Annotated in this window: 12 protein-coding genes; 10 read left to right on the top strand and 2 right to left on the bottom strand. The window is 57.2% G+C overall.

Features of this window, described 5'->3' with window-relative positions; all coding sequences use genetic code 11:
• The 6 genes from hpaH (at position 1) to KCR01S_RS20005 (ending at position 6,363) form a co-directional block, all read left to right on the top strand.
• Positions 1-804: a 2-oxo-hept-4-ene-1,7-dioate hydratase gene (gene hpaH, locus KCR01S_RS20030; protein WP_061284774.1), complete on the top strand. Its 804-nt coding sequence runs from the start codon at positions 1-3 to the stop codon at positions 802-804.
• A 14-nt stretch (positions 805-818) separates the two neighbouring features.
• Positions 819-1,607 carry a 4-hydroxy-2-oxoheptanedioate aldolase gene (hpaI, locus tag KCR01S_RS20025; protein WP_061284795.1) on the top strand — a complete coding sequence of 263 codons (789 nt, stop codon included), beginning with the start codon at positions 819-821 and terminating at the stop codon, positions 1,605-1,607.
• Between the two features lie 117 nt (positions 1,608-1,724).
• Entirely contained in the window at positions 1,725-3,101 is a 1,377-nt protein-coding gene (gene hpaX / locus KCR01S_RS20020) for a 4-hydroxyphenylacetate permease (RefSeq protein WP_061284773.1), read from the top strand.
• Positions 3,102-3,111: 10 nt separating this feature from the next.
• Complete coding sequence (hpaA, locus tag KCR01S_RS20015) at positions 3,112-4,002, top strand: 4-hydroxyphenylacetate catabolism regulatory protein HpaA (protein WP_061284772.1); 891 nt, start codon at positions 3,112-3,114, stop codon at positions 4,000-4,002.
• A 263-nt stretch (positions 4,003-4,265) separates the two neighbouring features.
• Positions 4,266-5,828 (top strand): 4-hydroxyphenylacetate 3-monooxygenase, oxygenase component, encoded by a 1,563-nt coding sequence (hpaB, locus tag KCR01S_RS20010; RefSeq protein ID WP_061284771.1) that lies wholly within the window; start codon positions 4,266-4,268, stop codon positions 5,826-5,828.
• Positions 5,829-5,847: 19 nt separating this feature from the next.
• Positions 5,848-6,363, top strand: coding sequence for a 4-hydroxyphenylacetate 3-monooxygenase reductase subunit (locus KCR01S_RS20005; RefSeq protein WP_052284992.1), 516 nt, complete (start codon positions 5,848-5,850; stop codon positions 6,361-6,363).
• A gap of 203 nt (positions 6,364-6,566) precedes the next feature.
• On the opposite strand, the gene KCR01S_RS20000 is transcribed toward KCR01S_RS20005, so the two are convergent.
• On the bottom strand, positions 6,567-6,788 hold the full coding sequence (locus KCR01S_RS20000) for an ECs_2282 family putative zinc-binding protein (protein ID WP_061284770.1): 222 nt from the start codon (positions 6,786-6,788) through the stop codon (positions 6,567-6,569).
• A 144-nt stretch (positions 6,789-6,932) separates the two neighbouring features.
• Here KCR01S_RS20000 and KCR01S_RS19995 point away from each other — a divergent pair, with 144 nt between their 5' ends.
• On the top strand, positions 6,933-8,231 hold the full coding sequence (locus KCR01S_RS19995) for a sensor domain-containing diguanylate cyclase (RefSeq protein ID WP_061284769.1): 1,299 nt from the start codon (positions 6,933-6,935) through the stop codon (positions 8,229-8,231).
• On the opposite strand, the gene KCR01S_RS19990 is transcribed toward KCR01S_RS19995, so the two are convergent.
• Positions 8,232-9,440, bottom strand: coding sequence for a multidrug effflux MFS transporter (locus KCR01S_RS19990; RefSeq protein WP_061284768.1), 1,209 nt, complete (start codon positions 9,438-9,440; stop codon positions 8,232-8,234).
• 187 nt (positions 9,441-9,627) lie between these two features.
• Between KCR01S_RS19990 and KCR01S_RS19985 the strand changes: the two genes are divergently transcribed.
• From KCR01S_RS19985 to mmuM, 3 genes are all read left to right on the top strand, one after another.
• On the top strand, positions 9,628-10,749 hold the full coding sequence (locus KCR01S_RS19985) for a ribosomal protein uL16 3-hydroxylase (protein ID WP_061284767.1): 1,122 nt from the start codon (positions 9,628-9,630) through the stop codon (positions 10,747-10,749).
• 179 nt (positions 10,750-10,928) lie between these two features.
• On the top strand, positions 10,929-12,344 hold the full coding sequence (gene mmuP / locus KCR01S_RS19980) for an S-methylmethionine permease (RefSeq protein ID WP_061284766.1): 1,416 nt from the start codon (positions 10,929-10,931) through the stop codon (positions 12,342-12,344).
• Entirely contained in the window at positions 12,331-13,263 is a 933-nt protein-coding gene (mmuM, locus tag KCR01S_RS19975; RefSeq protein ID WP_061284765.1) for a homocysteine S-methyltransferase, read from the top strand. Before mmuP ends, mmuM begins: the two co-directional genes overlap by 14 nt.
• Positions 13,264-13,564 lie beyond the last annotated feature (301 nt).

Genomic DNA, 13,564 nt, shown 5'->3' with positions numbered 1-13,564 from the left:
ATGCTCGATAAACAGACCCATACCCTGATCGCCCAGCGGTTGAATCAGGCCGAAAAGCAGCGCGAGCAGATCCGCGCGGTGTCTCTGGATTATCCGACTATCACCATTGAAGACGCCTACGCCATCCAGCGTGAATGGGTGGCGATGAAGATCGCCGAAGGCCGTACGCTCAAGGGGCACAAAATTGGTCTGACGTCGAAAGCGATGCAGGCTAGTTCGCAGATCAGCGAACCGGACTACGGCGCGTTGCTCGACGATATGTTTTTCCACGACGGCGGCGATATTCCTACCGACCGTTTTATCGTACCGCGCATTGAGGTGGAGCTGGCGTTTGTGCTGGCCAAGCCGCTGCGGGGCCCGAACTGCACGCTGTTTGATGTCTACAACGCCACCGACTACGTGATCCCCGCGCTGGAACTGATTGATGCCCGCAGCCATAACGTTGATCCGGAAACCCAGCGTCCGCGCAAAGTGTTCGACACGATTTCCGACAACGCCGCCAACGCAGGGGTGATCCTCGGCGGTCGGCCAATTAAACCCGACGAGCTGGATTTACGCTGGATCTCCGCGCTGCTTTACCGCAACGGCGTCATTGAAGAAACCGGGGTGGCCGCCGGGGTACTTAACCATCCGGCCAACGGCGTGGCGTGGCTGGCCAATAAGCTGGCACCTTACGACGTCCAGCTTGAGGCGGGGCAAATTATTCTCGGCGGCTCGTTCACCCGGCCGGTTCCGGCGCGCAAGGGCGACACCTTCCACGTTGACTACGGCAACATGGGCTCCATCAGCTGCCGCTTTGTATAAGGGATAACGTCATGATGAAGAACCGTTTTAAAGAAGCCATTCAGGCCGGGCGTCCGCAGATTGGCCTGTGGCTGGGGCTCTCCAGTAGCTATAGCGCCGAGCTGTTAGCGGGGGCGGGGTTTGACTGGCTGCTGATCGATGGCGAACACGCGCCGAACAATGTTCAGACCGTGCTGACGCAGCTGCAGGCGATGGCGCCGTATCCCAGTCAGCCGGTAGTCCGCCCGTCGTGGAACGATCCGGTGCAGATAAAACAACTGCTCGACGTGGGTACGCAAACTCTGCTGGTACCGATGGTGCAAAACGCCGATGAAGCGCGCGCCGCCGTGGCCGCGACTCGTTATCCGCCGCAGGGCATTCGCGGCGTCGGTAGCGCGCTGGCGCGGGCGTCGCGCTGGAATCGCATTCCTGATTATCTCCATCAGGCCAACGCGGCGATGTGCGTGTTGGTGCAAATTGAAACCCGTGAAGCGGTGAGCAATCTGGCGCAAATCCTCGATGTGGAAGGCGTTGACGGCGTGTTTATCGGCCCGGCGGATCTCAGCGCGGATATGGGCTTTGCCGGCAATCCACAGCATCCGGAAGTGCAGGCGGCGATTGAGAAAGCCATCGTGCAGATTCGGGCGGCGGGGAAAGCGCCGGGCATTCTGATGGCCAATGAACAATTGGCAAAACGCTATCTCGAGCTGGGGGCACTGTTTGTCGCCGTCGGCGTTGATACCACTCTGCTGGCGCGCGGTGCGGAAGCGCTGGCGGCCCGCTTTGGCGCCGGTGTATCTGCCGCCGAGTCGGGCGTCTATTAATGCCTGACTTACCGCCAGCGCTTTAGCGTAAAAGCAAACCTCAGGCCGGATAAGGCATCGCCGCCGTCCGGCAAAAAGTTGTCGTACCCTACAAAAAATCCCATTAGAGGAATAGCCATGAGCGACACATCATCTGCCATCCCGGAGCAGCGCAATCCTGCTGACCAGCACAAGCAGCTAACGGCAGGCCAGCAGTCGGTTATCAATAAGCTGTTTCGCCGCCTGGTGCTGTTTTTGTTTGTGCTGTTTATCTTCTCGTTTTTAGACCGTATCAATATCGGCTTTGCCGGGCTGACGATGGGGGCCGATCTCGGCCTCAACGCCACCATGTTTGGCCTCGCCACCACGCTGTTTTACGCCACCTACGTGATTTTCGGCATTCCCAGCAACGTGATGCTCAGCATCGTTGGCGCGCGCCGCTGGATAGCCACCATTATGGTACTGTGGGGGATCGCGTCTACCGCCACCATGTTTGCCGTCGGGCCTAAAAGCCTGTACGTGCTGCGTATGCTGGTGGGCATCACCGAAGCCGGGTTCCTGCCCGGTATCCTGCTCTATTTAACCTACTGGTTCCCGGCATTTTTCCGCGCCCGCGCCAATGCGCTGTTTATGATTGCCATGCCGGTGACGACCGCACTGGGTTCGATTGTCTCCGGCTACATTTTGTCGATGGACGGCATGCTCAGCCTGCGCGGCTGGCAGTGGCTGTTCCTGCTGGAGGGATTCCCGGCGGTGCTGCTGGGAGTGATGGTCTGGTACTGGCTGGATGACTCTCCGGCGAAAGCCAAATGGCTGACCGACGAGGATAAAAAATGCCTACAGGAGATGATGGATAACGACCGCCTGACGCTGGTGCAGCCGGAAGGGGCCATCAGCCATCATGCGATGCAGCAGCGCAGTCTGTGGCGTGAAGTGTTCACACCCATCGTGATGATGTACACCCTGGCCTATTTCTGTCTGACCAACACCTTGAGCGCGATTAGTATTTGGACGCCGCAGATCCTCAAGAGCTTTAACGAGGGCAGCAGCAATATCACCATTGGCCTGCTGGCGGCGATCCCGCAGATTTGCACCATTCTTGGGATGATTTACTGGAGCCGTCATTCCGATAAGCATCAGGAGCGTAAGCACCATACGGCGCTGCCGTTCCTGTTTGCCGCCGCCGGCTGGCTGCTGGCGTCGGCGACGAGCCACAGTCTTGTACAGCTTTTGGGGATCGTGATGGCTTCCACCGGCTCCTTCAGCGCGATGGCGATCTTCTGGACTACCCCGGATCAATCGATCAGCCTGCGTGCGCGTGCGATCGGCATTGCGGTGATCAACGCCACCGGCAACATTGGCTCGGCGCTGAGTCCGTTTATGATCGGCTGGCTGAAGGATATCACCGGCAGCTTTAACAGCGGGCTGTGGTTTGTCGCTGCGCTGCTGGTCGTGGGGGCGGTGGTGGTTTGGCTTATTCCAATGAAATCGTCCCGTCCGCGGGCGACGCCTTAGGAGGGGCGCTATGTGTCAGCAGACGATTACCAATATCGATATCAGCACCGAGTATGAAGAGAGCCTGGGCAGCAAAGACGTGCACTATCAGTCTTTTGCCCGGATGGCCGAGTTCTTTGGCCGCGATATGCAGGCGCATCGCCACGACCAGTTTTTCCAGATGCACTTTCTTGATACCGGGCAGATCGAGCTCCAGCTCGACGATCATCGCTATTCGGTACAGGCACCGCTGTTTGTCCTGACGCCGCCTTCGGTACCGCACGCCTTTATCACCGAGTCGGACAGCGACGGGCATGTGTTGACGGTGCGCGAGGATCTGATCTGGCCGCTGCTGGAGGTGCTGTACCCTGGTACCCGGGAGGCGTTTGGCCTGCCGGGGATGTGCCTGTCGCTGGCGGATAAACCGGATGAGCTGGCGGCGCTGGCGCACTACTGGCGGCTGATTCAGCGCGAGTCAACGTCGCAGCTGGCGGGGCGCGAGCACACGCTGGTACTGCTGGCGCAGGCGGTGTTTACGCTGCTGCTGCGTAACGCTCCGCTGGATGATCACGCGGGGAGCGGCGTGCGCGGCGAGCTGAAGCTGTTCCAGCGATTTAACCAGATGATCGACAATCACTATCATCGTCACTGGACGGTACCGGACTATGCGGGCGAACTGCATCTAACCGAATCGCGGCTGACGGATATCTGCCGTCGTTTTGCCAATCGGCCACCGAAGCGACTGATCTTTGATCGCCAACTGCGGGAAGCCAAAAGGCTGCTGCTGTTTTCCGATAGTACGGTGAGCGAGATTGCCTGGCAGCTAGGGTTTAAGGATCCAGCCTATTTTGCCCGCTTTTTTAACCGCTTAGTCGGATGTTCCCCAAGTGCGTTTCGCGCCAGCCAGATTCCGGTGTCGTAATTTTCCCCTCACCCTAACCCTCTCCCCATCGGGGAGAGGGGACCGATTTGAGCACGTTTCTCGCTTTCTCCAATGGAGAGAGGGCAGGAGTGAGTGGGGATTACCCGCTAAACCTCGCCCAGATCACAGAACCTAACCTCGCCTGAAAAGTACCCGCTGTTGTCGCAAACGTCCCTTCACGAACACCCGCTCAAACGCTTCAATTACGGAACAAAAACAAAACATAAATTTAACAAATCCGAAAAAATACTGGAGTGTACCTTATGAAACCTGAAGATTTCCGCGCAGACACCAAGCGCCCGTTAACCGGCGAAGAGTACCTGAAAAGCCTGCAGGATGGCCGTGAGATCTACATCTACGGTGAGCGGGTGAAAGATGTCACCACGCATCCGGCGTTCCGTAACGCGGCAGCATCCGTTGCGCAGTTGTACGACGCGCTGCACAAACCGGATATGCAGGATAAGCTGTGCTGGAATACCGATACCGGAAGCGGCGGCTACACCCACAAATTCTTCCGCGTGGCGAAAAGTGCCGATGATCTGCGCCAGCAGCGCGACGCCATCGCCGAATGGTCACGCCTCTCCTACGGCTGGATGGGACGCACTCCGGACTATAAGGCCGCTTTCGGTAGCGCACTGGGTGCCAACCCGGCGTTCTACGGCCAGTTCGAGCAAAACGCCCGCCATTGGTATTCACGCATTCAGGAAACCGGCCTGTACTTTAACCACGCCATCGTTAACCCGCCTATCGATCGCCATAAGCCAGCCGATGAAGTGAAAGATGTCTATATCAAGCTGGAAAAAGAGACTGATGCCGGGATTATCGTCAGCGGTGCCAAAGTGGTCGCCACCAACTCGGCGCTGACCCACTACAACATGATTGGCTTCGGCTCGGCTCAGGTGATGGGGGAAAACCCGGACTTCGCGCTGATGTTCGTTGCACCGATGGACGCCGAGGGAGTGAAGCTGATTTCCCGCGCCTCCTACGAACTGGTCGCTGGGGCCACCGGATCGCCATATGACTACCCGCTTTCCAGCCGCTTTGACGAGAATGATGCGATCCTGGTAATGGACAAGGTGCTGATCCCGTGGGAGAACGTGCTGATCTACCGTGATTTCGATCGCTGCCGTCGCTGGACGATGGAAGGCGGTTTCGCCCGCATGTATCCGCTGCAGGCGTGCGTGCGTCTGGCGGTAAAACTCGACTTTATTACCGCGTTGCTGAAGAAATCGCTGGAGTGCACCGGCACTCTCGAATTCCGCGGCGTACAGGCCGATCTTGGCGAAGTGGTGGCCTGGCGTAACATGTTCTGGGCGCTCAGTGACTCGATGTGCTCGGAAGCGACGCCGTGGGTTAACGGGGCTTATTTGCCGGATCACGCAGCGCTGCAAACCTATCGAGTGATGGCGCCGATGGCCTATGCCAAGATCAAAAACATCATTGAACGTAACGTCACCAGCGGCCTGATCTACCTGCCGTCGAGCGCTCGCGATCTCAACAATCCGCAGATCGATCAGTATCTGGCGAAGTACGTTCGCGGCTCCAACGGGATGGATCACGTCGAACGCATCAAGATTTTAAAACTGATGTGGGATGCGATCGGCAGTGAGTTTGGCGGCCGTCACGAGCTGTATGAAATTAACTATTCCGGTAGCCAGGATGAGATTCGCCTGCAGTGCCTGCGCCAGGCGCAGACCTCCGGCAACATGGACAAAATGATGGCGATGGTCGACCGCTGCCTGTCGGAATACGACCAGCACGGCTGGACGGTGCCGCACCTGCACAACCATGCTGATATTAACCTGTTGGATAAGCTGCTGAAGTGATTCGCAGCGGGAGGTCACAATGCAATTAGATGAACAACGCCTGCGTTTTCGCGATGCGATGGCCAGCCTGTCGGCCGCGGTTAACGTCGTTACCACCGAGGGTGAAGCCGGCCGCTGCGGGATCACCGCCACCGCCGTGTGCTCAGTCACTGATTCACCGCCGTCGGTGATGGTCTGTATCAATGCCAACAGCGCCATGAACCCCGTCTTCCAGGGCAACGGCAAGCTGTGCATTAACGTGCTCAACCACGATCAGGAGATCATGGCGCGCCATTTCGCCGGAATGACCGGCATGGCGATGGACGAGCGCTTTAGCCTCAGCGGCTGGCAGCGCGGGGCATTAGCCCAGCCGGTGCTGCACGGCGCGCTGGCAAGCCTTGAAGGTGAAATTCGCCAGGTGCAGACCATTGGCAGCCATTTGGTCTATCTGGTGGAGATCCAGAATATCGCGCTGGGGGAAGAAGAGGGGCATGGGCTTATCTATTTTAAGCGCCGCTTTCACCCGGTTATGCTAGAGGCCGAAGCGTTAGCGTAAGCGTTCGGCGGGCGGAAAAATATCCCACGGGTGGTCAAATTGGCCGCCCCTTTTTTTGCACTATTGTGCCTGAATCCAACGCGTTAATTGCTGCTGGCCGGCAGGATGAGATCTACTGATAAAAGATGATGAGATCATCTCTGAGAGTGACAAAATAATATTTATGATTCCGTAGCGATTATTTTAATAGAGGGTTGGTTTATTTATTTATTCGGTTTTTTAGGCAGTGTCGCAAGTGCTTCAATAATCATCTCTTCGGCTTTGCTTTTGGCAAATTTAACCAACGCCGCCTTGCTAAAGGCCGTGCCACAGGCCTGACATGCCAGAGGATATGCTTCCTGTGAATTTTTAATATTCTCAATATTGGATATTTCGGTAATTCCGTTGCATCCAGGGCATAAATATTTAATTGAAATCACAGGCATGCCTCCTATATTTTGTTATAAAGTATCCTGGCAGCACAAATTGTTAAAGTACTTGTGGTCACTAAATAACAGGTCATTCAACTCCGGTTGACCTATTGGTTGTTTATTGACCACCAGTCAGCAAATGGAAGAGGACGAACAGCAATGGATAAGCAGCTCGCGCAAGGGAATAGAGGCGATTCACAGAGGCTGGCGGAACTTTTACACCACAACACCGACTGGGTGTGGGAAGTGGACGCGGCAGGCCGCTACGTCTGGGTATCCGACGTGGTTAAAAACCAGCTTGGCTATACGCCGGAAGAAGTATTAGGCCGCACACCCTTTGATTTTATGGCACCGGATGAAGCTGAGCGCCTAAAGAACGTCTTTAGTGAGGTTCTGGCTACGCAGCAACCTTTCTCCGGCATGATTAACCGCAACCAGCGCGCCGACGGCGGCGTGGTGGTGATTGAAACCAGCGGTATCCCGCTGTTTGATGATAACGGCGTGCTTTGTGGCTATCGCGGTATCGACCGTGACATCACGCAGCTGAGCGAGCGGGTGCTGCAGCTTGAGTCTATTTACCAGAACACGCCATTGGCACTGTGCGTGATCAACCGCAGCGGCCAACTGACCAAAGCGAATAAAGCGATGGGACAGCTTGTCGGCGAATCAGAAGAGACGCTGGTGGGAAAATACCTCAAAGCGATCATGCCGGAATGGCATTTACTGTTTCAGCAGGATTTTATTCGCATTGACAGCGGTGAAGAGCTGACCAGCAAAGAGGTGTTTTATTACGGCCGTTATTTTTACATCAAGCCGCTGCCGGTGTACGACGCGGGTGGGAACGCGGCGGGGATCTCGGCTGCGTGGATGGACATTACCGATCGTAAACTGGCGGAGCAACAGCTCGCCAGCGCCAATCAGGTTTTGTTGCAATACGCCGAGCGCGATCATCTCACCGGTCTGTTTAACCGGCGCTATATGGACGATCGTCTGAGCTACGAAATTAGCTGTGCGCAGCGCGAAGGCACTTCACTGTCGCTGTGTATGGCGGATATTGATTTCTTCAAACACTATAACGACACCTACGGCCATCAGGCGGGTGACCGTGTGCTGCGTGCGGTCGCGGAGGCGCTGGTGGGGGCGCTGCGGCCGGGCGATTGCGTCAGCCGCTACGGCGGAGAAGAGTTTTTAATTATGCTGCCGGATACCGACGCCAAAGGCGCACGCACGGTGGCTGAACGCCTGCGTGAGCGGGTCATGGCGCTGGAAATTGAGCATAAAACCAGCCTGATTAGCGGTATCCTCACCATCAGCCTTGGCGTTATGACCTGGGACTCGCCGAAGTTTGTGTGCAGTATTCAGAGTCACGCCGATATCGGTGCTGAGCTTATCAGTAGCAGCGATACGGCGCTGTATCAGGCAAAACAGCGGGGACGCAACCGGGTAGAGGTGGCGTAATTACGCTGCGACCTTAGGACGCGCCGTCAGGGCAATGGCGGTGCTGGCGCAGGTAAATAGCGCTATCACCCACGCCATTGTCCACGGCGTGCCGTCGCTGAGCATTGCCAGCATGAGCGAGGAGATAATCCCGCTGCCATACTGCAATGCGCCAATCAGCGCTGAAGCTGAGCCCGCGACGTTGGGAGCGGCATCCAGCGCCGCGGCCGTGGAGGTTGCCGCAATGATGCCGTTCATCGAGAACAGAATAAAGATAGCGGCAACGATCAGAATCAGCCCGCCGACCTGGAACCATGCCCCGGCCGCCAGCACCAGTGCGGCCACTCCCGCCACGCTGGTCGCCACTTTCAATAACGTCTCCAACGCGTAGCGCTGCACGATGCGGCGATTGACCACGCTCATCACCATCACGCCCACGATGTTAAGGGCAAACAGCCAGCCGTAGTGCTGCGCTTCAACGCCAAAATAGCGGATATAGACAAACGGCGAACCGGTAATAAAAGCGTAGATCGCCACGTAGTAGAAGGTCAGACATAGCGTATAGCGCATAAACGCCACGTTGGTCAGCAGCAGGCCGTAGTTTCTGAAAACACCGCCCAGCGAGGCTTTCTCGCGCTTATCGAGCGGCAGGGTTTCTGGTAGCCAAAACAGCATAATAAACATGACGATCCCGATAAGCGCCAGTAGCCAGAAAATCAGATGCCAACTGGCAAAAAGGATCATCTGACCGCCGATCAGCGGCCCAGCAATCGGGGCGATGGCCATCATCAATATCAGCGTAGAAAGCATCTGCGCGGCGCGAGTGCGGCTGAACAGATCGCGGATCATCGCTCGTGCCAGCATGGGGCCGGTGCAGGCGCCCAGCGCCTGAAACACGCGCCAGAACACAATCTGACTGATGCTGGTAGACAGCGCGCAGCCGACCGAGCCGATAATAAACAGGCCAATACCGATAAACAGCGGCAGACGGCGGCCTAAGCGATCGCTGAGCGGCCCCCAGATCAGCTGTGCGATGCAAAAACCGATTAAGAAACCGGTGATAGTGAGCTCGACGTTGCCGTTGAGATCGCGTGCCATGGCGGGCATGGCGGGAAGATAAATGTCGGTTGAGAGTGAAGTGAAGGCCATTAAGGCGCTGAGTATGACGACAAAAAGCAAACCGTGAGGATTGCCGTGGGCGGGCGTCGCGCGCGCCGATGAGTGAATCATAGTTTTCCGTCGGGCAGTGTTGATGACCTATAGGATAGCCTGATTATTTGGCGCGAATAATCCGGCAAAACCGGATGCCGCTATGAATGCGATTCATAAGTCCGCATCGGCAATTGATTCATCACAAGGCGCGGTGCTGGGAGCCCTCTTTATAATCAAGCCTACTTCTCCACTCACGGTATGAATCATGGCTTATCAACTGAACCTTAACTGGCCGGAATTTTTAGAAAAATACTGGCAAAAGCAGCCGGTGGTATTAAAGAACGCGTTGCCGAACTTTATCGACCCGATTACGCCGGATGAACTGGCCGGTCTGGCGATGGAGATGGAAGTCGACAGCCGCCTGGTGAGCCATATCGATGGCGTCTGGTCCGCCAGCAACGGGCCGTTTGAAAGCTTTGACCACCTAGGCGAAAACAACTGGTCGCTGCTGGCGCAGGCGGTGAACCATTGGCACGAGCCTTCCGCAGAGCTGGTACGCCCGTTCCGCGTTCTGCCGGATTGGCGCCTGGACGATCTGATGATCTCCTTCTCCGTGCCGGGCGGCGGCGTGGGCCCGCATATCGATCCGTACGACGTGTTTATTATTCAGGGGATGGGGCGCCGTCGCTGGCGCGTGGGCGATGCGCTGCCGTTAAAACAGCACTGCCCGCATCCGGCGCTGCTGCACGTTGAGCCGTTCACGCCGATTATCGACGTGGAAATGGCGCCGGGTGATATTTTGTATATTCCGCCAGGATTCCCGCACGACGGTTTCACCTATGAAGCGACGCTCAACTACTCCGTGGGTTTCCGTGGGCCGAACGGTCGCGAACTGATCAGCAGCTTCGCTGACTACGTGCTGGAAAACGATCTCGGCGAGAAGTACTACACCGATCCGGATTTAACCTGTCGTGAACACGCGGGAAAAGTCGAAGAGTATGAGCTGGAGCGCCTGCGCACCCTGATGATCGATATGATCCGTCAGCCTAACGATTTCAAACAATGGTTCGGCAGCTTTGCTTCTACCCCGCGCCATGAGCTGGATGTTGCGCCTGCGGAGCCGCCGTTTGAGCCCGAAGAGGTGGCCGCGGCGCTGGAAGACGGTGAGATTCTGCGTCGCCTCAACGGCCTGCGCGTGCTAAACGTGGGCGGCAGCTTCTTTATCAACAGCGAACGTCTGGAAAGCGTTGAGCCGCGGGCGGCCGATGCGCTGTGTCGCTATACCGAGCTGGATAAAACCCATTTCGGTGAGGCGCTGCAAAATCCGGCGTTCATCGCCGAACTGACCGAGCTAATTAACCAGGGGTACTGGTTCTTCGACGAGTAGTCTGTTCTTTACTGAGACGTCACTTCTCGCAACGGCCCTCTGCCTATTCAGGTTGAGGGCCGTTTTGCTTTGCCATTCCCCATTTTTGGTACCGCTGCCGTTTTGCATATTGCTAACGATCGTTGTATAACTGCTTTCTTATTTGGATGTTTAGATGTCTATACGTTTAGAAGGTAATAATGCAAAACACAGACACAACACAACAACAAGGTGGGCAATTAAAGCGCACCATGAAAACTCGCCACCTGATCATGCTGTCGCTGGGTGGCGTTATTGGCACAGGGCTGTTTTTTAATACCGGCTATATCATCTCGACGACAGGCGCGGCGGGCACGCTGCTGGCCTATCTTATCGGCGCGCTGGTGGTTTGGCTGGTGATGCAGTGCCTTGGCGAGCTGTCGGTGGCGATGCCGGAAACCGGCGCTTTCCACGTCTACGCCGCGCGCTATCTCGGCCCGGCAACCGGCTATACCGTGGCCTGGCTTTACTGGCTGACCTGGACGGTGGCGCTTGGCTCAAGCTTTACCGCCGCCGGATTTTGTATGCAGTACTGGTTCCCTCAGGTACCGGTGTGGATTTGGTGTCTGCTGTTTTGCGTGCTGATTTTCGGCCTTAACGTTATCTCCACCCGCTTCTTTGCCGAAGGGGAGTTCTGGTTCTCGCTGGTGAAGGTGATTACCATCATTGCGTTTATTATTCTTGGCGGTGCGGCGATCTTTGGTTTTATCCCGATGCAGGATGGTTCGCCGGCGCCGGGGCTCAGCAATATCACCGCTGAAGGCTGGTTCCCGCATGGCGGCCTGCCGATTCTGATGACCATGGTGGCGGTAAACTTTGCCTTCTCCGGCACCGAGCTTATCGGCATTGCTGCCGGTGAAACGGAAAACCCGCACAAGGTGATTCCAGTGGCTATCCGTACCACCATCGCGCGGTTGATTATTTTCTTTATCGGCACCGTGTTTGTGCTGGCGGCGCTAATCCCGATGCAGCAGGCAGGGGTGGAGAAAAGCCCATTCGTGCTGGTGTTTGAGAAAGTCGGGATTCCGTATGCGGCCGATATCTTTAACTTTGTGATCCTGACGGCGATTCTCTCCGCGGCTAACTCTGGGCTGTATGCCTCCGGGCGCATGCTGTGGTCGCTCTCCAACGAACGCACCTTGCCGCGCTGCTTCTCGCAGCTCAACAAAAACGGCGTGCCGCTGGTGGCGCTGTCGGTCAGTATGCTTGGCGGCCTGCTGGCGCTGTTCTCCAGCATCGTTGCGCCGGACACGGTGTTTGTCGCGCTGTCGGCGATTTCCGGCTTCGCGGTGGTGGCGGTGTGGATAAGCATCTGCGCCTCGCACTTCGTCTTCCGCCGCCGTCATCTTCAGCAGCGCAAAGCGCTGAGCGAACTGCACTACCGTGCGCCGTGGTATCCGCTGGTGCCGGTGCTGGGGTTTGTTCTGTGCCTGGTCGCCTGTGTGGGGCTGGCCTTTGACCCTTCGCAGCGGATTGCGCTATGGTGCGGGCTGCCGTTTGTGGCGCTGTGCTACGGTGCCTACTATTTAACGCGTTCACGCCAACCTCAACAGGAGCCGCAGCATGCCGCAGAATAATCCTTTAACCGCCATCCTGGCTGAGAGCCCGTTCGTTCTGCTGGATGGGGCGATGGCGACGGAGCTGGAGGCGCGGGGCTGTGACCTGGCGGACAGCCTGTGGTCGGCGAAAGTGCTGATGGAAAATCCGCAGCTGATTTACGACGTGCATCTGGACTACTTCCGCGCCGGTGCCCAGGTGGCGATTACCGCCAGCTATCAGGCGACGCCGGAGGGTTTTGCTGCCCGTGGGCTTGATGAGACGCAGTCGCGGGCGCTGATTGCCCGAAGCGTAGAGCTGGCGCGCCAGGCTCGCGATGCTTATCGGGCAGAGAATCCGGCGGCGAAAGGGCTACTGATTGCCGGCTCGATAGGGCCTTACGGCGCCTATCTGGCTGACGGTTCAGAATATCGCGGTGATTATCAGCGCAGCGCGCAGGTGTTCCAGGATTTCCACCGTCCGCGTATTGACGCGCTGCTGGAGGCGGGGGCCGATCTGCTGGCCTGCGAAACGCTGCCGTCGTTCGACGAAATTCGCGCGTTGGCACAGCTGCTGGTCGAGTATCCGGTGGCGCAAGCGTGGTTCTCGTTTACCCTACGCGACTCGCAGCACCTCAGTGACGGCACGCCGCTGCGCGATGTGCTGGCGTTTCTTGCCGACTATCCGCAGATTCTGGCGGTAGGGATTAACTGCATCGCGCTGGAAAATACCGTGGACGCGTTGAGTTATCTGCACAGCCAGACGCCGCTGCCGCTGGTGGTTTATCCGAATTCCGGTGAGCACTACGATGCAGTAACCAAGACCTGGCATCACCACGGTGAGGCCTGTGCCACGCTGGAGGGCTATCTGCCGCAGTGGCTGGCGGCAGGGGCAAAGCTGATTGGCGGCTGCTGTCGCACGACGCCGAAAGATATTGCGGCGCTTAAGGCGCACTGTTGATGAAAAGTTAAGCTGGGTAAATTTGTCTTTGTCTTTGTCTTTGTCTTTGTCTTTGTCTTTGTCTTTGTCTTTGTCTGATGCTGGTGAGAATGGTGAAAGATTCCGTTCAGCTCCCAGCCGGTTGCGCTCCTTATTCATCTCGCGCCCTATAATCCGAACGGCGCAAGGAGCACGCAGGGGGCGGCCAATCGCCGCCGCCCCCTGCACCCCCGCGCTCTGGCGGCAGAATCGCCGCTTCGCGGTGCCCTCAGCTTATGCCTTGCGGCTTTCGGGTCGGGCGCGAGGTAACATCCCTGTAAAG

The organism is Kluyvera cryocrescens NBRC 102467, assembly GCF_001571285.1.
Taxonomy (GTDB): Bacteria; Pseudomonadota; Gammaproteobacteria; order Enterobacterales; family Enterobacteriaceae; genus Kluyvera; species Kluyvera cryocrescens.
This window is presented reverse-complemented; position numbering and strand designations above follow the sequence as displayed.